The 20,762-nt window shown below is 69.4% G+C and carries 17 protein-coding genes; 8 read left to right on the plus strand and 9 right to left on the minus strand.

All coding sequences use genetic code 11. The annotated features are described in order from the left end of the window. From GBZ26_RS13310 to GBZ26_RS13325, 4 genes are all read right to left on the minus strand, one after another. Positions 1–2,027, minus strand: a 2,027-nt coding sequence (locus GBZ26_RS13310; protein ID WP_174439250.1) for an FUSC family protein, incomplete at its 3' end; no start/stop codon positions are given. Beyond that, the gene (locus GBZ26_RS13315; protein ID WP_174439251.1) at positions 2,024–2,929 is read right to left on the minus strand and encodes an efflux RND transporter periplasmic adaptor subunit; all 906 of its coding nucleotides are present in this window, start codon (positions 2,927–2,929) and stop codon (positions 2,024–2,026) included. The genes GBZ26_RS13310 and GBZ26_RS13315, both read right to left, overlap by 4 nt. Positions 2,930–3,019: 90 nt before the next feature. Next, positions 3,020–3,484 (minus strand): MarR family winged helix-turn-helix transcriptional regulator, encoded by a 465-nt coding sequence (locus GBZ26_RS13320; RefSeq protein ID WP_174439252.1) that lies wholly within the window; start codon positions 3,482–3,484, stop codon positions 3,020–3,022. Positions 3,485–3,541: 57 nt separating this feature from the next. Next, the gene (locus GBZ26_RS13325) at positions 3,542–4,441 is read right to left on the minus strand and encodes a LysR family transcriptional regulator (RefSeq protein ID WP_174439253.1); all 900 of its coding nucleotides are present in this window, start codon (positions 4,439–4,441) and stop codon (positions 3,542–3,544) included. A gap of 129 nt (positions 4,442–4,570) precedes the next feature. Between GBZ26_RS13325 and GBZ26_RS13330 the strand changes: the two genes are divergently transcribed. Both GBZ26_RS13330 and GBZ26_RS13335 read left to right on the plus strand, forming a co-directional pair. After that, positions 4,571–5,764, plus strand: a complete 1,194-nt coding sequence (locus tag GBZ26_RS13330) for an MFS transporter (protein ID WP_174439254.1) — start codon at positions 4,571–4,573, stop codon at positions 5,762–5,764. Between the two features lie 56 nt (positions 5,765–5,820). Beyond that, positions 5,821–6,645 (plus strand): aldo/keto reductase, encoded by an 825-nt coding sequence (locus tag GBZ26_RS13335; RefSeq protein WP_174439255.1) that lies wholly within the window; start codon positions 5,821–5,823, stop codon positions 6,643–6,645. A 24-nt stretch (positions 6,646–6,669) separates the two neighbouring features. Here the strand turns inward: GBZ26_RS13335 and GBZ26_RS13340 are convergent, their stop codons facing one another. Further along, positions 6,670–8,451: an SLC13 family permease gene (locus GBZ26_RS13340; RefSeq protein WP_174439256.1), complete on the minus strand. Its 1,782-nt coding sequence runs from the start codon at positions 8,449–8,451 to the stop codon at positions 6,670–6,672. A gap of 32 nt (positions 8,452–8,483) precedes the next feature. Next, the gene (locus tag GBZ26_RS13345) at positions 8,484–10,529 is read right to left on the minus strand and encodes an AsmA family protein (RefSeq protein WP_343207256.1); all 2,046 of its coding nucleotides are present in this window, start codon (positions 10,527–10,529) and stop codon (positions 8,484–8,486) included. Positions 10,530–10,691: 162 nt separating this feature from the next. Here GBZ26_RS13345 and GBZ26_RS13350 point away from each other — a divergent pair, with 162 nt between their 5' ends. Genes GBZ26_RS13350 through GBZ26_RS13360 form a run of 3 tightly spaced genes read left to right on the plus strand, consistent with a single transcriptional unit; the run spans position 10,692 to position 13,527 of the window. Then, on the plus strand, positions 10,692–11,795 hold the full coding sequence (locus tag GBZ26_RS13350) for a hypothetical protein (RefSeq protein ID WP_174439257.1): 1,104 nt from the start codon (positions 10,692–10,694) through the stop codon (positions 11,793–11,795). 2 nt (positions 11,796–11,797) lie between these two features. After that, a complete protein-coding gene (locus GBZ26_RS13355; RefSeq protein ID WP_174439258.1) occupies positions 11,798–13,117 on the plus strand; it encodes a hypothetical protein in 1,320 nt (439 codons plus the stop codon). Between the two features lie 29 nt (positions 13,118–13,146). Continuing rightward, entirely contained in the window at positions 13,147–13,527 is a 381-nt protein-coding gene (locus tag GBZ26_RS13360; RefSeq protein ID WP_174439259.1) for a hypothetical protein, read from the plus strand. A gap of 11 nt (positions 13,528–13,538) precedes the next feature. Here the strand turns inward: GBZ26_RS13360 and GBZ26_RS13365 are convergent, their stop codons facing one another. The 3 genes from GBZ26_RS13365 to GBZ26_RS13375 form a co-directional block, all read right to left on the minus strand. After that, positions 13,539–14,465, minus strand: a complete 927-nt coding sequence (locus GBZ26_RS13365; protein WP_174439260.1) for a DMT family transporter — start codon at positions 14,463–14,465, stop codon at positions 13,539–13,541. 85 nt (positions 14,466–14,550) lie between these two features. After that, the gene (locus tag GBZ26_RS13370; protein ID WP_174439261.1) at positions 14,551–15,753 is read right to left on the minus strand and encodes a CaiB/BaiF CoA transferase family protein; all 1,203 of its coding nucleotides are present in this window, start codon (positions 15,751–15,753) and stop codon (positions 14,551–14,553) included. A 162-nt stretch (positions 15,754–15,915) separates the two neighbouring features. Further along, complete coding sequence (locus tag GBZ26_RS13375) at positions 15,916–17,118, minus strand: acyl-CoA dehydrogenase (protein ID WP_174439262.1); 1,203 nt, start codon at positions 17,116–17,118, stop codon at positions 15,916–15,918. Positions 17,119–17,226: 108 nt separating this feature from the next. Between GBZ26_RS13375 and GBZ26_RS13380 the strand changes: the two genes are divergently transcribed. The 3 genes from GBZ26_RS13380 (at position 17,227) to GBZ26_RS13390 (ending at position 20,686) form a co-directional block, all read left to right on the plus strand. Continuing rightward, positions 17,227–18,144, plus strand: a complete 918-nt coding sequence (locus GBZ26_RS13380; protein WP_174439263.1) for a LysR substrate-binding domain-containing protein — start codon at positions 17,227–17,229, stop codon at positions 18,142–18,144. Between the two features lie 301 nt (positions 18,145–18,445). Further along, complete coding sequence (locus GBZ26_RS13385) at positions 18,446–19,543, plus strand: ABC transporter ATP-binding protein (protein ID WP_246653855.1); 1,098 nt, start codon at positions 18,446–18,448, stop codon at positions 19,541–19,543. Positions 19,544–19,639: 96 nt separating this feature from the next. Next, the gene (locus tag GBZ26_RS13390) at positions 19,640–20,686 is read left to right on the plus strand and encodes an ABC transporter substrate-binding protein (RefSeq protein ID WP_174439264.1); all 1,047 of its coding nucleotides are present in this window, start codon (positions 19,640–19,642) and stop codon (positions 20,684–20,686) included. Positions 20,687–20,762: the final 76 nt, after the last annotated feature.

The following is a 20,762-nucleotide window of genomic DNA, read 5'->3' on the forward strand; positions in this document are numbered from 1 at the left end:
TGGGGGAACAGCGCGCGGCGCAGCCCCGCCAGCGCGATCACCGCGCGGTCACGCTCCGCCGACCGCGGCTCGGCCGACAGGTTGGACAAAGCGGCGTCCATCATCGGCAGGACCTCCACCGGGGGCGTGCCGAGGCGGCGGCGGGACAGGCCGCGGAAATGCTGCCCCACCGCGCCCAGCAGCCGCGCCACATGGGGCGCCGCCGGGCCGCCCAGCGCGCGGCGGGCGCGCTGAAGCTCCGCCACGTTCAGCCCGACCCGCAGGTCGTTGACCGCGTCCGCCGCCGCCAGATCCTGCTGCGGACCGGCCAGCGCCAGACGGGAGGAGAGCAGCCCCACCCGGTCGAGCATCCGGCTCTCGAAGCTGCCCACCGGAATGCCGGAGCGGGCGGCGGTCATCGCCGCGATCTCGCTCCAGCCGGCGCGGAGCAGGCGTCGGGCGCTCCACGCCGCACCGACCGAGCGGCAGAGCTGGGTGACCAGCAGCGCCGTGGCGATGCCCACCACCTGCGCGACGGTGCTGTTGAGGAAGGAGGCGAAATCCCCCGTCCCGAGGTCGAGCAGGCTGAGCGAGCCGACCACCCCCATCAGCAGGGCCATCGCCTTGCCCATGGTCGCCGGCCGCGCCACGAAGACGCCCAGCGCCAGGAAGGTCGGGGCGAGGCCCAGCACCAGCATGGGGAAGCTGTCGAAGGACGGCAGCACGACCAGCAGGTAGAAGGCGGCCAGCGGCACCGACAGCAGGGTGAAGACCAGGAACAGGCGGATGCCCGGCGCGGGATCGTCCAGCGAGGCGAAGAAGCAGCAGAAGACCGCCGTCATCATCGCCGCTGCCGATCCCGACGACCAGCCGGTGCCGATCCAGAAGGCGCAGACCACCGCGATCCCAAGCAACGCCGCGAAGCCCGACCACAGCGCCATGCCGGCGTCGAGATGGAAGACGTCGCGCGAGCGGCGGCGGGTCAGCGGGTCGAGACGCTCCGGCAGGCTGCTCTTGCCGTCGCGGATGTGCGCCCGCAGGTCGCGGCAGTCCTGGTGGATGTCCACCAGCGAGCGCAGCCGGGTCAGCAGATTGAGAAGCGTCGCCTCCTTCCAGCCGGTGTCCGCGCCGACGGCCGGGGACAGCCGGGCGATCTCGGCGCGCAGGCGGTCGGCGGCGCCCTCCTCATCATCACCGCCGGCTGATTCGCTGCCCACCCAGCGGTCGAGATCGGCCAGCAGGGCGGAGACCTCGGCGGGCAGTTGGCCGCGCAGGGCGTCCAGCCGGTCCTCGATGCCCGCGGTCAGCGGCAGCAGATAGGCCATGCGGTCCTGCATCGCCCGCACCGCCCGCGTCATCCAGCGGACCTCCGACGTGTCGTAGGGCAGATGGGTCGCCATGACGCGCAGTTCGGTGATGTCGCGGGCCAGCTTCTGGCGCTCCTGCGCGTTGGCCGCGCCCTCCGGCGCCGTCTCGCGCGACAGGGCCTCGCGCGTCCAGCGCTCCGCGTCGCGCAGCGTGGCGTCCAGCCGTCCCAGCAGCGCCGGCCCGACGCTCTGCGGGAAGACCACGCTGTGCACCACGGTGGCGCAGAGGATGCCGATCAGGATCTCCTCGACGCGGGCCAGACCGGTGTCGAAGATGGTCGACGGGTCGGTCACCGCGGGGAAGCCGATCAGCCCGATGGTGTAGCCGGCCAGCATGAAGAGATAGCTGCGCGGCGTGCGGTCGAGCAGCGAGATGAACAGGCAGACCGCCACCCACAGCCCCAGGGCCAGGGTCAGCAGCTCCGGCGAATCGGCGAGCGCCGGCACCAGGGCGATGGCCCCGGCGCAGCCCAGCGCCGTCCCGGCGACGCGGAAGACCGCTTTCGACCGCACCGCGCCCGACAGCGGGCCGGAGACGATGTAGGCGGTCGCCATCGCCCAGAAGGGCCGCGGCAGCCCCATGGAGAAGGCGATGTAGAGCGCCGCCATGGCCGCCGCGAAGGCCTTGACCGAGAACAGCGCCTCGTTCAGCGAGACCAGTTTCAGGGCGGGCGTCCTCATTGCCCGGCCACCCGCTTGGCGGGCGCCCCCGGCTCGGTCTCCCGCACCACCTCGACGGTCACGGTGCGCCCGGCGACGAGGTCGCGGGGGTCGGGCACCCGCTCCAGCGCGACGCGCACGGGGATGCGCTGGGCCAGACGGACCCAGTTGAAGGTCGGGTTGACGTTGGGCAGCAGGCCGGTTCCTTCGGTGCGGTCGCGGTCGACGATGGCGTGGGTCACGCTGTCCACCCGGCCGGTCAGCCGCTCGGGCTCGCCCATGATGGTGACGCGGACCGGGTCGCCGACGCGGATGCGCGGCAGCTTGGTTTCCTCGAAATAGCCGACGACGTAGAAGGAATGGCGGTCGATCACCGCGACCACCGGCTGGCCCGCCGTCACGTAGTTGCCGGCCTTGAGCTGGAGGTTGGTGACGAAGCCGTCCACCGTCGCCCGCACCTCGGTCCGCTCCAGGTTGAAGCGGGCGAGGTCGAGCGCCGCCTCCATCTGGCGGGCGGCGGCGGCCGCCTTCGCCTGGGCGGAGGCGACCTCCTGCCGCTGGGCGGTGGAGACGACGTTGTTGCCGAGTTGCGCGTAGCGGTCGGCCTCGGCCTTGCGGAAGGACAGCTCGGCGCGCGCGCTTTCCAGGTTGGCCTCGGCCTGATCGACGGCGAGGCGGTAGCGGCTGGGATCGACGACGAACAGGACGTCGCCCTTGCGGACCGCCTGGTTGTCGATGACCCGCACCTCGGTCACCAGACCGGCGACGTCGGAGGACACCTGCACCACGTCGGCCCGCACCCGCCCGTCGCGGGTCCAGGGCTGGTTCATGTAGTAGTCCCACAGCCACCAGCCGCCGCCGACGGCGCCCAGCGTGACGGCGAGCGTGACCGTGATCCGAATGAGGAGGGAGAAGAGTTTCACCGTGGTTCGTCCTTGCGCTCCACCGGCGCGGCCGGGAGCGATCGTTCCGTATCCCGCCGCTGCGGGACGCGCTGCTGTGTAGAACCGCCGTCAGCCCTTCATGGCTCGGGCGTTCGACTCGATCGACGCCATGACGCGCACCGCGCCGGCGATCTCCGGGCCGGAGGCGCCGTCGAGCAGGCGCCGCCGCACGTCGTTCAGCGCGGCGTTCACGCGGGCCAGCAGCTCTCGGCCCTGGTCCGTCAGATGCAGCGTCTTGGCCCGCCGGTCGTCCGGGGCCTCCCGGCGCTCGACCAGCTTCGCGGCCTCCAGGCTGTCGAGCAGCCGGACCAGCGACGGCCCCTCCACCCCCATCTCCTCGGCCAGCTCGCGCTGGCGCATCCCGTCGCCGAGTTCGTTCAGAAGCATCAGCGGCGAGATGACGGAGGAGGAAAAGCCGCTTTCCGCCAGCACCTTGTTCGCTTCCCGCCGCCACAGATGGGCGGCGCGGAACAGGTGGATGCCGAAGTTGGACGGAAAGTCCGGGACGGGGGTGGACGGACTATTCGATTGCATACCTATTTAATAGCTTTGCTATCTAATTTCGGCAAGGCGCCCCACCCCGCCGCTCGGTCATTGCAGGCATGCGCGCATCCGCGGCGTCATGTGGTCGAGGAAGGCGCGGACCCGGTGCGGCACCCGTTCCCGCCCGGTGTAGACGGCGTGGATTTCCTCGCGGTCGACCAGCACGTCGTCGAGCACGCTGACCAGCCGCCCCTCGGCGAGGTCGGCGCGGATGTGGTATTCGGCCAGCCGGGCCAGCCCGAGGCCGAGCAGGGCCATATGGCGCACCGTCTCGCCGTTGTTGGCGACGATGCGCGTGTCGATCTCGCGGTCGACCAGCCGCCCGCCGGACTTCAGCGGCCAGACCGCGGCGGCGCGGCGGAAGTTGAAGCCCAGGCAGTCGTGACTCTCCAGGTCGGCGGCGCTCTCCGGCCGGCCCATGCGCTCCAGATAGTCCGGCGAGGCCACGATGCGCCGCCGCACGTCGCCCAGCCGCACCGCCAGCAGGGTCGAGTCGGACAGCCGCCCGGCGCGGAAGGCCACGTCGGTCCGCGCCGCGTAGAGGTCCACCACCTCGTCGGTCAGGGTCAGGTCCAGACGGATGCCGGGATAGGCCCGCGTGAAGTCGGGCAGCAGCGGCAGCAGGCAATGCCGCCCGAAGGGCACCGACACGCTGATGCGGATCAGGCCGGTGGGCGAGCGGGCGCCGCCCGCCACCTCCGCCTCCATGGCGTCGAGCTCGGAGAGCAGGCTCGCGGCCCGCTCGCGGTACAGTTCACCCTCCGCGGTCAGGCGCAGCCGGCGGGTGGAGCGCTCAATCAGCCGCACGCCGAGCCGCTCCTCCAGCCGGGTCACCAGCTTGGCGGTGGAGGACGGGGTCATCCCGACCTCGCGCCCCGCGGCGCTGAAGCTGCCCAGCGCCGCGACGCGCAGGAAGACCCTCATGTCCCAGGCCCGGCTGTCGCTCATCGGGTGCGCCCTTTCGCCCATCTTGTCATTCAATGACACGATCATGCGAAAACGGACGGCATTCCGCATCCCGGATTTTTGGCCCATCTGATGCGTCCTGCACAGCTCGCATGGATGGAGCCTTCAGTCATGCCACTCGCACTGCTGGCGCTGGCGATCAGCGCCTATGCCATCGGGACGACCGAGTTCGTCATCGTCGGCCTGCTGCCGACCGTCGCCACCGACCTCAACGTCAGCCTGCCGATGGCCGGCCTGGTGGTCAGCGTCTACGCCCTGGGCGTCACCGTCGGCGCCCCGGTCCTGACCGCGCTGACCGGCCGGCTGCGGCGCAAGCCGCTGCTGCTCGGCCTCATGGGCCTCTTCATCGCCGGCAACCTGCTGGCCGGGGTCAGCCCCAATTACGAGACGCTGCTGGCCGCCCGCGTGCTCAGCGCCTTCGCGCACGGGGTCTTCTTCTCGGTCGGCGCGACCATCGCCGCCGATCTGGTGCCCGAGGACAAGCGGGCCTCGGCCATCGCCATGATGTTCTCCGGCCTGACCATCGCCATCGTCACCGGCGTGCCGATGGGCACCTGGATCGGCCAGCATTTCGGCTGGCGCGCCACCTTCCTGGCGGTTTCCGCGCTGGGCGTGATCGGCGCGCTGGGTGTGGCCGCGCTGGTCCCGGCAAAGCTCAGCCAGCCGCCCGCCGCCGGGCTGGGCACGCAGGTCCGCGTGCTGGCCAAGCCGCGCCTGCTGCTGGCCTTCGCCATCACGGCGCTGGGCTATGGCGGGACCTTCGTCGCCTTCACCTATCTGGCGCCGATCCTGGAGACGATCACCGGCTTCTCCAGCGGCACGGTCAGCCTCGTCCTGGTGCTCTACGGCGCGGCCATCGCGGTCGGCAACATGGTGGGCGGCAAGCTCGCCAACCGCAACCCGGTTCGCGCGCTGGCGTGGCTGTTCGCCCTCCAGGCCGCCGTTCTGATCGTCTTCACCTTCACCGCCTCCAGCCCGGTCCCGGCGCTGGTGACGCTGGCCGGCATGGGCGCGCTGGCCTTCGCCAACGTGCCGGGGCTCCAGCTCTACGTCGTGCAGCTGGCGCAGCGCCACGCGCCGGGCGCGGTGGACGTCGCGTCGGCCCTGAACATCGCCGCCTTCAACCTGGGCATCGCCGCCGGCGCCTTCTTCGGCGGGCGGGTGGTGGACAGCGCGCTCGGCCTCGCGGCAACACCGTGGGTGGGTGGGCTGTTCGTCCTGGGTGGACTGGCGCTGACCCTGCTCAGCGGCGCGCTCGACCGCAAGGACGGACGCCGCAACGCCGCCGTCGCCCAGCCCGCGTGATACCCGGCCGGCCTGATACACTGAGAAAAACTCAGCATTCGAGAGGATCGAGACCAATGCACACCGTCACCGCCAACGGCGCCTCCATCCCCGCCCTCGGCTTCGGCACCTTCCGCATGAGCGGCCCCGATGTCCTGCGCATGGTGCCGGAGGTTCTGAAGCTCGGCTTCCGCCACATCGACACCGCCCAGATCTACGGCAACGAGGGCGAGGTCGGCGAGGCCATCAAGGCGTCCGGCCTGCCGCGCGGGGAGGTCTTCCTGACCACCAAGGTCTGGGTCAGCAACTACAAGGCCGAGGACTTCCGCCGTTCGGTGGACGAGAGCCTGGCGAAGCTGCGGACCGATTGCGTGGATCTGCTGCTGCTCCACTGGCCGAACGAGGCCGTTCCGCTCGCCGAGCAGATCGAGGCGCTGAACGCCGTCCGGGCCGCCGGCAAGACCCGCCACATCGGCGTCAGCAATTTCAACCGCAAGCTGCTGGACGAGTCCGTGCGCCTCAGCAAGGCGCCGATCGTGACCAACCAGATCGAATACCACCCCTATCTCGACCAGTCGGTGATGCTGGAGGCGGCCCGCCGCCACGGCCAGTCGGTCACCGCCTATTACGCCATGGCCGACGGCAAGGTCTTCAAGGACCCGGTGCTGACGGACATCGCCGCCCGGCTGGGCAAGAGCCCCGCCCAGGTGGTCCTGCGCTGGCTGGTCCAGCAGGAGGGGGTGATCGCCCTGTCGAAGACGGTCGGCGAAAAGCGCGCCGCCGAGAACCTCGCCGTCTTCGACTTCGCGCTGTCGGAGGCGGACATGGCGGCCATCCACGGCCTCGCCCGGCCCGACGGGCGGATCGTCAGCCCGGACGGTCTGGCGCCCGCCTGGGATTGACCCGTCTGGGACGGACGCCCGGGTCTACCGCGGCATCAGGGGCCAGAACAGCGCGATCGCCGTCGTGCCCAGCACGATGACGATCAGCGACAGCGGCAGGCCGAGGCGCGCGTAGTCGCTGAAGCGATAGCCGCCCGGCCCCATGACCAGCGTGTTGCACTGGTGCCCGATGGGGGTGAGGAAGTCGCAGCCCGCCCCCACGGCCACCGCCATCAGGAAGGCGTCGGGCCGCAGGCCCAAATGGTTGGCGAGGCTGGCCGCAATGGGGGCCATCACCAGAACGGTGGCCGCGTTGTTCAGGAAGGGCGTCACCGCCATCGCCGCCACCAGCATCAGGGCCAGCGCCCCGACGGGCGGCAGCCCCTGCGCGGCGACGGACAGCCAGCCGGCGATCAGCTCGGTCCCGCCGGTGGTGCGCAACGCCTCGCTGACCGGGATCAGGGCGCCCAGCAGCACCAGAATCGGCCACTCGATCGACTCGTAGGCCTCCTTCAGCGTGATCACCCGCAGCGCCGTCATGGCGACCGCGGCGCCGAAGAAGGCCAGAGTCACCGGGACGAGGCTGGTCGCCACCAGCCCGATGGTCACCGCCATCACGGCCAGCGCGATCCGCCGCTTGCGCCGCCGCCCGATGGACAGGTTGCGCTCCGCCAGCGGCAGGCAACCGAGTTCGTTCAGCGTGTCCGACAGCCCGGCCGCCCGCGCCTGAAGCACCACCAGATCGCCCGGCTGGAAGCGGACGCGGCGCAGCCGCTGGCGGATCGGCCGGCCGCGCCGGCTGAGCGCCAGCAGGTTGGCGCCGTAGCGCTCGCGCAGCTCGACATCCTCCACGTTGCTGCCGATCAGGGGGGAGCGCGGCTCCACCACCGCTTCGAGGACCGCCAGATCCTCGTCGCTCTCCACCCCCTCCAGCTTCTTCTCGTGCATCAGCTCCAGGCCGGCGTGCTTCACGAGGTCGCCCAGAGCCTGGGTGTCGGCCTCCAGAACCAGCACGTCGCCCGCCAGCAGAACCCAATGGCCGGACGGGATGTGGCGGCGGTGCCGCCCGCGGATGATCGCCGCCACCGTCACGTCGCCCTCGCCGTAGGCCTCCAGGTCGGCCACCGTCTTGCCGACGAAGGGCGACTTCTCCGGCAGCAGCGCCTCCGCCGTGTAGTCGTCGATGGAGAAGCCTCCGGCGCTCCCCGTGGCCGCTTGGCGTCCCGTGGGCAGCAGGCGGTAGCCGACCGTCAGGAAGGCCACCCCCGCCACCGCGATGGTCAGGCCGACCGGCGTGAAGTCGAACATGCCGAAGGGTTCGCCGACCATCTCGTTGCGCAGGCGGCTGACGATGATGTTGGGGGAGGTGCCCACCAGAGTCATCAGCCCGCCGAGCAGCGAGCCGAAGGCCATCGGCATCAGCAGCGACGACACCTTCGTGCCGTTGCGCCGGGCCACCTGCATGGCGATGGGCATGAAGATGGCCAGCGCCCCGATGTTCTTGACCACCGCGGACAGCAGGGTCACCGCCCCGGTCAGCACGATGATCTGCGCCGGCACGGTCTTCATGCGGGCGCTGAGGGGGCGCATCACCTCCTCGACGATGCCGGAGCGGCCGACCGCGGCGCTGACCACCAGCGCGGAGCCGACGATGATGACGATGTCGTCGGAAAAGCCGGCGAAAGCGTCCTTTGGCTTGACGATCCCGACGGCCACCGCCGCCAGCAGCGCCAGCATGGCGACGAGATCGTAGCGCAGCTTGTCCCAGATCAGCAGCGCGATCACCGCGCCGATGATGCCGAAGGCGAGTCCCTGGTCGAGCGTCATGCAGCCCTTTTTGGGGAATTGTTGGTGCGTCGTTACTGCGATTTGCCCGACGGGGAGCCCGAGGGAGCCGCGTCGCGCCCCTTGCCGGCCCCGCTGGAGCCGGTGTTGGCGTTCGACGGCGACCGGGCGTTCCGGACAAGTTCACCGCAGTGTGGCTGCTCGTCACTGCCTGGGTCAAGAAAAGGCAGGACGCTCGCCAGCGGAGTCAGCAGGACGCCCAGCGCCACCGCCGCGGCGCCGCGGGCCGCCGATTCCGTGGCGTTCACCCCGATGTCCGGCGCCCCCAGCGTGCCGCGGACATGGACCGGAACATGGGTGGCGAAGATCTGCGGGCTCTTGGCACGCCCCAGCACGGTCATGTCCACCGCCTCGCTGCGCAGGTTGATCGTGCCGTCCGCCGTCACCAGCGTTTCCGGCGTGTCGAGCACCAGCGCGCGGCTTTCCACCAGCCCGTTCTTCACCGTCACGTCGGCGACCAGGCAGTTGAAGGGCAAGGGCTTGTCGCCGGACAGGACGACGCCCAGCGTCTCCAGGATGTTGGTCTTCAGCCCCTTGACCGCGTAGCTGGTGATCCGCCCGCCGTCCACCGCGACGCCAAGCTTGCCGTCGGAGGCGCCCAGGATGTTGGCGACCGTGCTCCCCTGCCCCTTGAGCTGGATGCGCCCGCTGGCCGTGCCGCCCATCTCCTGCGCGAAGGCCGTCTCGCGGAACAGCCGGGCCAGCTTGATCTGCCGGACGTCCAGATTCACGTCCAGCGCCGGGGTCTTGCGCCCGCCGTCGAGCATCGCCGTCCCGGCGATCCGCCCGCCGCCGACGCCGAGCGACAGCGGGTCCAGCACCAGCCGCCCGTTCTCCAGCTTCGCCCGGGCGTCGAGGTCGTCCAATGTGGAGAAGGGCGCCTCCACATGTTCGCCGCGGAATTTCACGTCCATGTCGGCGGTGCGCAGCTTCTCCAGAGGGACCTCGGTGGCCGGGATGATCCGCTCCCGCCCCTTGGTCGGGTAGTCGCCGCGGCCTTCCGGCGAAGCGCCGATGAAGCCCGCCAGATCAATCGCCGCCAGCTTGCGCGAGGTCAGGTCGCCGGTGATCCGGGGGCGCTCGCCGCCCAGGTCCACCGCCACCCGACCGGACAGGTCGCTCTCGCCGACCTTGCCGTTCATCCCCTCGAACCGCCAGACGTCGCCCTCGCGCCCGAGATGGCCGGAGATGGCGTAGGGCCGCGTCGTCGGAACGGGAATGCCCAGGATCGGGAAGACGTCGGCCAGATCGTCGCCGCGCAGTTCCACCGACAGGTCCACCCCTTGAAGCTTCACCGGTTCGGCGATGGAGCCCTCGATCTTGCCCCGGGTCTTGCCGATGGCGGTCTCGACGCGCAGGGGATAGGGTTTGGGATCGTCGCGCAGGTACTCCAGCGAGCCGCCCGCCGCCGTCAGGGTGAAGGGCTTGCCGGCGAAGTCGCCCTTGCCGTCCAGCCGGACCTCCTGGTCGCCGTTGCCGCCGACCGCCGTGTTGATGCCGCTGTCGATGTCGATCTTGCGGATCGGGTCGCGGAAGCGCATACGCCCCTCCTCGACCACCAGCGTCTCGATGATCGGCAGATCGGTGCGGTCTTCCGGCTTCACCGTCTCCTTCGCCGCTTCCTTGCGCGGGTCCGGCCCGCCGAAATTCCAGTTGGCGGCGCCCTCGCGGTTCTTCTCCAGAATCAGCTTGGGACCCGACAGGCGGATTTCCGGGAATTCGAAGTCACCGCGCAGCAGCGGCCAGGGGCGAAGCTGAAGGTCCAGAACCCGCAGTTCCGCCATCGTCTTGTCGTCGCTCCATTCCGCGTTGGCGACCCGAAGCCCCTCGACGCGGATGCGCAGCGGGTTCCCCAACCGGACGTTGAGATCGCCGTCGATGGCGACCTCGCGGTTCAGCGCCTTCGACGCCTGCCGGGCGATGAAGCCGCGGGCGTCGTTCCAGTCGAAGACGGCCAGAGCGATGCCGATGCCCGCCGCCACGGTCACCACCAGCCCCAAAAGGCCGTAGCCGATCCACTTCACCACGGCCATCCGCCGCGCCCCCCTGTCTGCCTGCACCGCACCCTCTGGCTGAATAACGGGCAAATGACCGGCGGTGTGACGCCTTACCTCCAAAGGGCAGAGACGAGGCCAATCTTGTGCGGATTTAACGAAAAATTGAGCGAATCAGGCTAGGGGTGGTACCGCGCGGCTTTCCACTTCCCTCCCGACCCGAGAACCATGCGTTCACTTACAAATTTTGCTCCCTCCACCTTCGAGGAGCGCGGCGCCGCCGTGGCCTTCACCACCCCGGTGCTGGCGCAGACGCGGGTGCGCAAGGATGACCGGGACAAGCTGGAGGTTCTGATCCCCAACCTGTCGGACGGGCACGGCGTTTATGTGGTGCCGTGGAAGGGCCTGCCGCTCGCCTTCCCGATGACCGTCCACGACCGCATGTTGCAGGACCTGATCCGCAAGGCGGACGGCTGCTCGCCGGACGACATCCGCAAGGCGGTGCTCCAGGCGGCACGCTGCGGCCTCGCCGGGCCGCTGGCCGTGGAGGCGGCGGAGGCGGCACTCCGCGACGAGGACGAGCAGCGGCTGCTCATCAACTACCAGCTCATCGTCGAGGTGCTGAAGGCGGTCGGGCTGGAGTCGACGGACATCCTGCGCGCCGGTCTCGGCTCCGAGAAGGGCGAGCAGCTGACCCGCAGCTACATGACCAAGGCGGCGAAGAGTCTCGCCCTGGAACCGACCGAGCTGTACGCGCGGGTGGCCGAGCTGGCGACCTTCATGGAGCCGGTGGGCATCGCCACGTCGCCGAAGCCGGCGCGGCTGCGCCGTCTGGCGCGCGACCTGCTCCAGTTCCGCGACAGCATGACCGATTGGGCGAACGGCAGCGTGTCGGAAACCGCCCCCATCGGCACCTTCTGCGCCGAGGTGGCGGAGCACACGCTCAATCAGGTCCGCAACGTGGTGAACCAGCTCGACCAGTCGGTCGCGGCCTTCGAACTGCTGCTGCGCCAGTGGGAGACCAAGCGCACGCTGGTGCGCAAGTCGACCACCCGGCTGTCCTGGCTGCTCGACGGCTGGGACTTCATCATGACGAGCTGGGCGGAGGCGCAGAGCCGGAGCAAGCACGAACAGGACATGACCGTGCACGAGCTGTTCCGCGTGCTGCCCCTGCTGCCCAGGGACGAGGAGAAGTCCGACCATGCGTTGCTGGCCGACGGGCTGCTGGCCGCGAACCGCCGCACGGTGCGCGCCTATGTGGATTGGCGCAGCGGCCAGCTCGACACGGACCTCGTGATGCGGATCGAGGCGATCAAGGGGAAGGCGGCCTGACCATGACCACGGACCCCAAAGCCCTCCTCAGCCTCGGCACCAAGCTTCTGGACATCGACGAGGCCCGGTTCCGGCAGGTGGTCGAACTGCTGCAGCAGATCGGCGACCATCCCGAGGTGCAGCACACCTTCTCGCTGATCCGCCCGCGTCTGGCGGAGGTGAGGCCCAGGAGGCGCGCGACCTTCAAGCGGCTGTTCTGCGAGCCGTTCGAGGATCTGTTCCAACTTCCCGGCGGCGACCAGCCCGCCCCCCTGAACAAGCTGGACCGCGGGGTGGTCAACGCCCTCTGGCCGCTGGTCGAGGGGCAGATCGGCAAGGAGCGGCTGCGTGGCGTCGATGCCGCTCTGGGTGGAGCTCCGGGCGGCGTCCAGCAGGCGGAGAAGGCCCGCGCCTTCTGGTCCATGGCCGCCGCCGCCGTGGCCGACATCCGGGAGCAGACGGAAACAGGGCGCTTCGCCGACGATCTCGGGCTGCGCCTGAACCCCGACCGGGTCCGCACCATCGAGGACATCGCCCGCATCCTGACCGTCGCCCAGCCGGTGGCCGAGTTGAAGGCCGTTCTGTCGCCCAAGCCGATCCAGAAGCTGCACAAGGACCATCTGGACGGCATCCAGGCCATCGGGCGGCAGGTCGCCCGCGCGCGGCCGGAGGCACTGAAGCTGTTCATCCTGCTGGCCGCGGCCCGCCTGTCCGACCCGTCGATCCTGCTGGGCAGCCTGTGGGACATGGACCTGGGCCAGAAGTCCAGCGAGCGCGCCGCGCTCTTTCTGGACCTTGGCGGCACGGTGGTGGCGCAGATCGAGGAGCGGTCGCGCGGCGTCGCCTCGGCCTCGGGCGGCACGGTGGACCGCATGGCCGCCGCCACCCTCGCGGTCGATCTGGTTGCCAGCCTGGAGGCCACGCGCAACGCCATGGAGCACAGCCGCAACAAGGACTTCGACCAGCGGCTGAAGATCATCCGGAACTCGGTGCACGAGCTGGTGCGCACCCAGGTGCTCGACGGCGCGGACACCGAAATCCTCGCCGCGGTGGAGACGCTGGTCCCCGGCACCGACACGGCGCGGATGGCGCAGGCCGAGAATCAGGCGCGCGCCCTGCGCAAATGCTCGACCATCGCCGACACGCTGGGCCTGCGCGGCGAGCTGAAGAGCGTGACCCAGCAGACCACGGCCTCGCTGACCGGCACGGCGCGGCAATCGCTGGCCGACGGCATCGGCGACGCGCGGACCGGCTACACCGCCATCCGCATGATCGAGCTGATTGCCGGACCGGCGGAGGCCAACCAGGTTATGGACGACATCTTGCGGGGTGGGCGCCGCTGAACGGCGCTGGGGGGCTTCCGGGAGACCGCATGGGTCGGAGCAGAGGGTATGTTGGCTGGGCGCTGCCGGAGGCCGAGCGCGCCCGTTTGCTGGCGCGGTTCCCGGCGCGCTACGCCCACACCGTCGCCCATCACGTCACGCTTGCCCATGGCGTCAGAGCGGGACACCCGCTGCCCACGGAGCGTGGGGGAACGGTCCTCGGGCTGGCCGACGACGGTGAAGGCGTTCAGGCGCTGATCGTCGCCATCGCCGGGACGACCGAGCGCCCCGGCGGCGGCAACTACCACATCACATGGTCGCTGGGACCGGGCCGCCGGGCGGTGGAATCGAACGCGGTGATCGCGCGCCTCGGCTGGACCCCGGTGGAGCCGGTCACCGTCCGGCTGGAGCCGCGCTTCTTCCCGCTCTAGGCGCCCTATTCTTAAGCGCCGGGGCCGCCGCTGGCGTTGGCCTCGGCCGCCGCGCCGCGGTTCAGCGCCTGCTCGCGGTGGAAGACGAACAGACCGCTGCCGATGATGAGCAGCGCGCCCACGATGATGCGCAGGGTCGGCGCCGTGCCCCAGACCAGCAGGTCCAGCACCACCGCCCAGATGATCGAGACATACTGGAACGGCACCACGACCGCCGCCGGGCTGAGCTGGAGCGAGCGGTTCATCGCCGCGTGCCCGATCAGCGCCGTGACGCCCAGCGCCCCCAGCAGCAGGAAGTCCAGCCCCGGCGGCGGCACCCAGACCAGCGGCAGCGCCGCACTGCCGAGAAGGCCGGTGCCAAAGGTCTGGAAGCTGACCAGCGACAGGTTGCTCGAATCGCGCAGGAGCCGGGTGGAGATCAGGCCGGTGGAGAAGACCAGCGTGCCGAACAGGGCGACCAGCGACGGCACCACATCGAACTGGCCGGTCGGGTTCAGCACGATCACCACCCCGGCGAAGCCGACCACCACCGCGGCCCAGCGGCGCCAGCCCACCTTCTCGCCGAGCAGCGGCACCGACAGGGCGGTGACGATCAGCGGGGCGGCCATGTAGATGGTCATGACGTTGGCGAGCGGCAACGACCGCACCGCCCAGTAGAAGCAGGCGACCTCCCCCGCCACGCAGCCGACGCGCAGAAGATGCAACGGCAGCCGCTTCACCGCGAAGACCGACCGCACCCCCTCGCGCAGGATCAGCGGGGCCAGCAGCATCGCGCCGAACAGGCTGCGGATGGCCAGCAGCATCGCCACCGGATAGTCGGCGACCAGCCACTTGCCGAGCGCGTCGTTGATGGTGAACAGCGACATGCCCAGAAGCATCAGAAGGATGCCCAGGCGGGTGTCGGTGGCGGCGGAGGACGGGGTGCTGGAGGCGATCATCTCGGTTCACGCAAAAAATCCCTCCCCCCGCACGCGGCGGGGGGAGGGATGGAATCGGGGCGGCAAAATGACGGGCGCGCGCGGTTCAGACCACGCCCTTCTCCCGCAGGGCGGCGATGTCCGCCGCGCATAGGCCCAGGGCCTCCTCCAGCACGGCGTCGGTGTGCTGGCCGAGCGTCGGCGGGGCCACCGTGTGCTCGATGGGGGTCGCGGAGTAGCGGATCGGGCTCGCCACCGTCGGCACCGACCCGGCGGTCGGGTGCGGCAGGTCCTGGTGGATGTGGCGGGCCTGGACGTGGGGGTCGGCGAAGACCTGCGACACGTCGTTGATCGGCCCGCAGGGCACGCCCACCGCCTCCAGCGCCGACAGCCAATCGCGGCTGGTCCGCTGCTCCAGCAGCAGCTCCAGGATCGGCACCAGCTCCTTGCGGTTGGCGACGCGGGCCGGGTTGGTGGCGTAGCGCGGGTCCTGCGCCAGCTCCGGACGCCCGGCGACCTGACAGAACTTGGCGAACTGACCGTCGTTGCCGACCGCCAGGATGATGTGGCCGTCCAGCGTGGCGAAGGCCTGATAGGGCACGATGTTCGGGTGCGCGTTGCCCAGCCGCTGCGGCGCCTTGCCGCCGACCAGATAGTTCATCGCCTGGTTCGCCAGCACCGCCACCTGGACATCGAGCAGGGCGAGGTTCACCCACTGCCCCTCCCCCGTGCGGTCGCGGTGGGCCAGCGCGCCGAGCACGCCGATGGTGGCGTAGAGGCCGGTGAAGACGTCGGTGACCGCGACGCCGACCTTGACCGGACCGCCGCCCGCCTCGGCGTCGGGCTGGCCGGTGATGCTCATCAGCCCGCCCATGCCCTGGATCATGAAATCGTAGCCGGCGCGCTTGGCGTAGGGGCCGTCCTGCCCGAATCCGGTGATCGAGCAGTAGACGAGGCCCGGATTGATCGCCTTCAGGCTGTCATAGTCCAGCCCGTACTTGACCAGCCCGCCGACCTTGAAGTTCTCGATGACGACATCGGCCTGGGCGGCCAGCTTGCGCACCAGCTCCTGGCCCTCCGGGCGCTCGAAGTCGATGGTGATCGACCGCTTGCCGCGGTTGGTGGAGAGGAAATAGGCCGACTCCTCCCCGGCCCAGGGGGGACCCCAGGCGCGCGTGTCGTCCCCGGCGCCGGGCCGTTCGACCTTGATGACGTCGGCGCCGAGATCGGCCAGCGTCTGCGCCGCCCACGGTCCGGCGAGCACGCGGGAGAGTTCCAGGACACGGACATGGGAAAGCGGGCCGGGCATGCTCTACATCCCTATAAATTCAACTGTTTTCCCCTCTCCCCCCTGGGGAGAGGGTCAGGGTGAGGGGGTTTTGCTTGTACCGGATCTTCCGCCGTGCACATCCCCCTCACCGGCCCTTCGGGCCACCCTCTCCCCAGAGGGGAGAGGGCTTCAACGATCACCTCACGCGAAGGCCTGGATGCCGGTGATGGCGCGGCCCAGGATCAGCGCGTGGATGTCGTGCGTGCCCTCGTAGGTGTTCACCGCCTCCAGGTTCATCACGTGGCGGATGACGTGGAACTCGTCGGCGATGCCGTTGCCGCCGTGCATGTCACGGGCGACGCGGGCGATCTCCAGGGCCTTGCCGCAGTTGTTGCGCTTGATGAGCGAGATCATCTCCGGCGCGGCCTTGCCCGCGTCGAGCAGGCGGCCGACCTGCAGCGCGGCCTGCAGGCCGAGCGCGATCTCCGTCTGCATGTTGGCGAGCTTGAGCTGCGGGATCTGGTTCGCGGCCAGCGGGCGGCCGAACTGCTTGCGGTCGATCTGGTACTGGCGGGCGGCGTGGAAGCAGAACTCCGCGGCGCCCATGGCGCCCCAGGCGATGCCGTAGCGGGCGCGGTTCAGGCAGCCGAACGGGCCGACGATGCCCTCGATGTTCGGCAGGCGGTTCTCCTCCGGAACGAAGACCTCGTCCATGACGATCTCGCCGGTGGCCGAGGCGCGCAGCGAGAACTTGCCCTCGATCTTCGGCGCCGACAGGCCCTTCATGCCCTTTTCAAGCACGAAGCCGTTCATCTTGCCCTCGTCGGTCTTCGCCCAGACGACGAAGACGTCGGCGACCGGCGAGTTGGTGATCCACATCTTCGCGCCGCTGAGGATGTAGCCGTCCGCGACCTTCTTCGCGCGGGTCTTCATGCCGGCGGGGTCGGAGCCGGCGTCCGGCTCGGTCAGGCCGAAGCAGCCGATCCATTCGCCGGTGGCGAGCTTCGGCAGGTACTTCTCGCGCTGGGCCTCGCTGCCGTAGGCGTAGATCGGGTGCATGACCAGCGAGGACTGCACCGACATGGCGGAGCGGTAGCCGCTGTCCACCCGCTCGACCTCGCGGGCGACCAGACCGTAGGAGACGTAGTTGACGCCGGCGCAGCCGTAGCCGTCGATCGTCGAGCCGAGGAAGCCCAGCTCGCCCATCTCGTTCATGATCTCGCGGTGGAAGATCTCGTGCCGGTTGGCCTCGGTCACGCGCGGCAGCAGCTTGTCCTGGCAATAGCTGCGCGCGGCGTCGCGGATCATCCGCTCGTCCTCGGTCAGCTGCTCGTCGAGGAGCAGCGGGTCTTCCCAGGCGAAGGAAGCGAGCTTGGCGGAGGCGGCTCCGGTCTTGGCGGCCATGTTTGAAATCTCCCTAGGTCCGATGCGCCCCAACATGGCGCGGTCGCTTTCATGGTTCAAATACATTTATCAGGGGACTTTAATATGATCCTCATATAAGACCATGCCATGGACCTGCGCCATCTCCGCCATTTCGTCGCCGTCGCCGAGGAGCTGCATTTCAGCCGTGCCGCCGCCCGGCTGGGCATCGGCCAGCCGCCGCTCAGCCAGTCGATCCAGGCGCTGGAGGCCGAGCTGGGCGCCCGCCTGTTCGAGCGCACCAAGCGCCGGGTCGAGCTGACCGAGCCCGGCCAGCTCCTGCTGGGCGAGGCGCGGGAGATCCTGGCGCGGGCGGAGCGCGCCGCCGTGCTGACCCGCCGCGCCGCCAAGGGCGAGGTCGGCGAGCTGCGCGTCGGCTTCACCGCGGCGGCGCCCTTCCTGCCGATGGTCCCGCGGATCATCGACGCCTACCGCCGCGCCCACCCCGACGTGCATCTGACCCTGGTCGAGCTGCCGTCCAAGCAGCAGTTGACGGCGCTGGCCGACCGCCGGCTCGACGTCGGGTTCATCCGTGAGCCGCGCTTCGTCCCTGAGCCCGACTCCTTCCGTTTCCACGACGTGGTGCGGGAGCCGCTGCTGGCGGTGATGCGCGCCGACCATCCGCTGGCCGGGCGGGAGGTCGTTCCGCTGGCCGCCCTGCGCGACGAGCCCTTCGTCTTCTACCCTGCCGATTTCGGCACCAGCACGCACGAGCAGGTCTTCGCCCTGTGCGCCGCCGCCGGATTCCGCCCCAACGTGACCCAGGACGCGCGCGAGGCCTTCACCATCATCGGGCTGATCGCCGCCGGGCTGGGCGTGTCGATTCTTCCCGGTCAGTTGCGGCAGGTGGCGCTGGAGGGCGTGGTGTACCGGCCGCTCGACACGCCCGACGCCGTCACCACCCTGCAACTGGCCCAACGGAGCAACGAAAGTTCGCCCCTGGTGAAAAAATTCACCGGTCTCGTGGAGCGGATCGTTCCGTTTGTTCCACCCATCCCCGGCGCGTGAACGGCGACTCGGGGAAAATCGCCGGTCCGGACCCCAAACCTCCCAAAGTCTGGGTTTTCAAGCGGTCAAGGAAGGAGCAAACTCCCGTTCAAACCGCGTGCACGGCCTTCGCAGATGCACAAAATTTCGTCAGACCCATGCCGGACCGTTGAATTGATCACAATGCGAGCATCGGGCTTGTCGAATTTATTAAACGGGTATACCGTCTGACCCATTGCATAGGTCCTGTGTCGGGAACGCAACCCTGGCCCCGGACCACGCTCGGGACACCTCGGACGGGGGGAGGATGATGGACGGCGGCATGGTCACGACCGCACAGGCACTGGTGCGCTTCGTCGGGGTCCAGAAGACCTATGACGGCGAACACCTCGTGGTGAAGAACCTCGACCTCGACATCAAGAAGGGCGAGTTCGTCACCCTGCTCGGCCCCTCGGGCTCGGGCAAGACGACCACGCTGATGATGCTGGCCGGCTTCGAGGTCCCCACCCATGGCGAGATCTACCTCGCCGACCGGCCGATCAAGAACATGCCGCCGCACAAGCGCGACATCGGCATGGTTTTCCAGAATTACGCGCTGTTCCCTCACCTGACGATCGAGGAGAACGTCGCCTTCCCGCTGACCGTGCGCAAGATGCCGCGGGCGGAGGTGAAGGAGCGGGTGCGCTCGGCGCTGCGCATGATCAAGCTGGAGACCCTGGCGCACCGCCATCCCGGCCAGCTCTCGGGCGGCCAGCAGCAGCGCGTGGCGCTGGCCCGCGCGCTGGTCTTCAACCCGCAGCTCGTACTGATGGACGAACCGCTGGGCGCGCTGGACAAGCGGCTGCGCGAGCACATGCAGCTCGAGATCAAGCAACTGCACGAGACGATGGGCATCACCGTCGTCTACGTCACCCACGACCAGAGCGAGGCGCTGACCATGTCGGACCGCATCGCTGTGTTCAACGATGGCATCGTGCAGCAGATCGACAAGCCGGACGCGCTGTACGAACGCCCGGTCAACAGCTTCGTCGCCAACTTCATCGGCGAGAACAACGTTCTGAGCGGCACCGTCGAGAATATCGAACAGGGCTTCTGCCGGGTGGCGCTGGCGTCGGGCGGTTCGGTCGTGGCCCAGGCGATCAACGTCGCCGGTGCCGGGGCCCCCACCGCGCTGTCGGTCCGGCCGGAGCGCATCAGCATCCTTACCGACGGGCAGGCCCCGGACGGCATGAACGCCCTGCCCGCCCATGTGCAGGACACCATCTATCTCGGCGACCACGCTCTGGCCGTGCTGAAGGTCGCCGGCAACGGGGAATTCATGGTCAAGCTGCCGCCGGGCGCCCATGCGGGTCTCAGCCACGGCCAGAGCGTGTCCATCGGCTTCCGCCCCGAGGACTGCCGGGCGCTCGATCCGGTGTGATCGGCAGCGACCCGTCCGTCCGGTCTCTCCGGGAGGGGGGACCGGGGGCGCGCACCACCTCCTGACGCAACCACACATAATGAAGGAACGGGGACGATGTCGAAGCTTAAGGTGGCAGTTGGGTTCCTTGCGACGTTCACCGCCGGTGTGGCGCTGGCCACCGCCGCGCAGGCCCGCGACCTGACGGTCGTGTCCTGGGGCGGCGCCTATCAGGAAGCCCAGAAGAAGGTCTATTTCGAGCCGTTCAAGAAGACCGGCACCCCGATGAACGACGAGTCCTGGGACGGCGGCATCGGCGTGCTGCGCGCCAAGGTGCAGGGCGGTGCGGCGACCTGGGACGTCGTCCAGGTGGAGAGCGAGGAGCTGGCCGTCGGCTGTGAAGAGGGCCTGTTCGAGACGATGGAGTTCAGCAAGATCGGCGGCGAGCAGGCCTACCTGCCGCAGACCGTCGATGCCTGCGGCGTCGGCGCGATCGTGTACGACTTCGTGCTCGGCTACGACAAGGACAAGCTGAAGGACGCGCCGAAGAGCTGGGCCGACTTCTTCGACACCACCAAGTATCCGGGCAAGCGCGGCCTGCGCCAGGGCGCCAAGACGACCCTGGAGATCGCCCTGATGGCCGACGGCGTCGCGCCGAAGGACGTCTACAAGGTCCTGGGCACCGAAGAGGGCCTGGAGCGCGCCTTCAAGAAGCTGGACACCATCAAGAACGACATCGTCTGGTGGAAGGCCGGCGCCCAGCCGCCGCAGCTCCTGGCCTCGGGCGAGGTGGCGATGACCTCGGTCTACAACGGCCGCATCGACGCCGCCAACAAGGCCGAGAAGAAGAACTTCGGCATGGTGTGGAACGGCGCGCTCTACACCATCGACAGCTGGGTGATCCTGAAGGGCAGCCCGAACAAGGAGGCCGCCTACAAGTTCCTCGACTTCGTCGGCAAGGCGGAGAACCAGGCGAAGCTGTCCGAGAACATCGCCTACGGCACCTCCAACAAGGACGCCCCGTCCAAGCTGGCCCCGGCCGTCCTGAAGGATCTGCCGACCGCTCCGGAGAACATGAAGAACGCGGTCGAGATCAGCGTTCCCTTCTGGCTGGAGAACATCGACCGCCTGACCGAGCGCTTCAACAAGTGGGCGGCGAAGTAAGCCGCTCCCGTACTTGAGTGGTTGCGACGGGCCCCCTCCCCGGCCCTCCCCCGCTGACGCAGGGGAGGGTTAGGGA

The organism is Azospirillum formosense, from assembly GCF_013340925.1.
Classification (GTDB): Bacteria; Pseudomonadota; Alphaproteobacteria; order Azospirillales; family Azospirillaceae; genus Azospirillum; species Azospirillum formosense.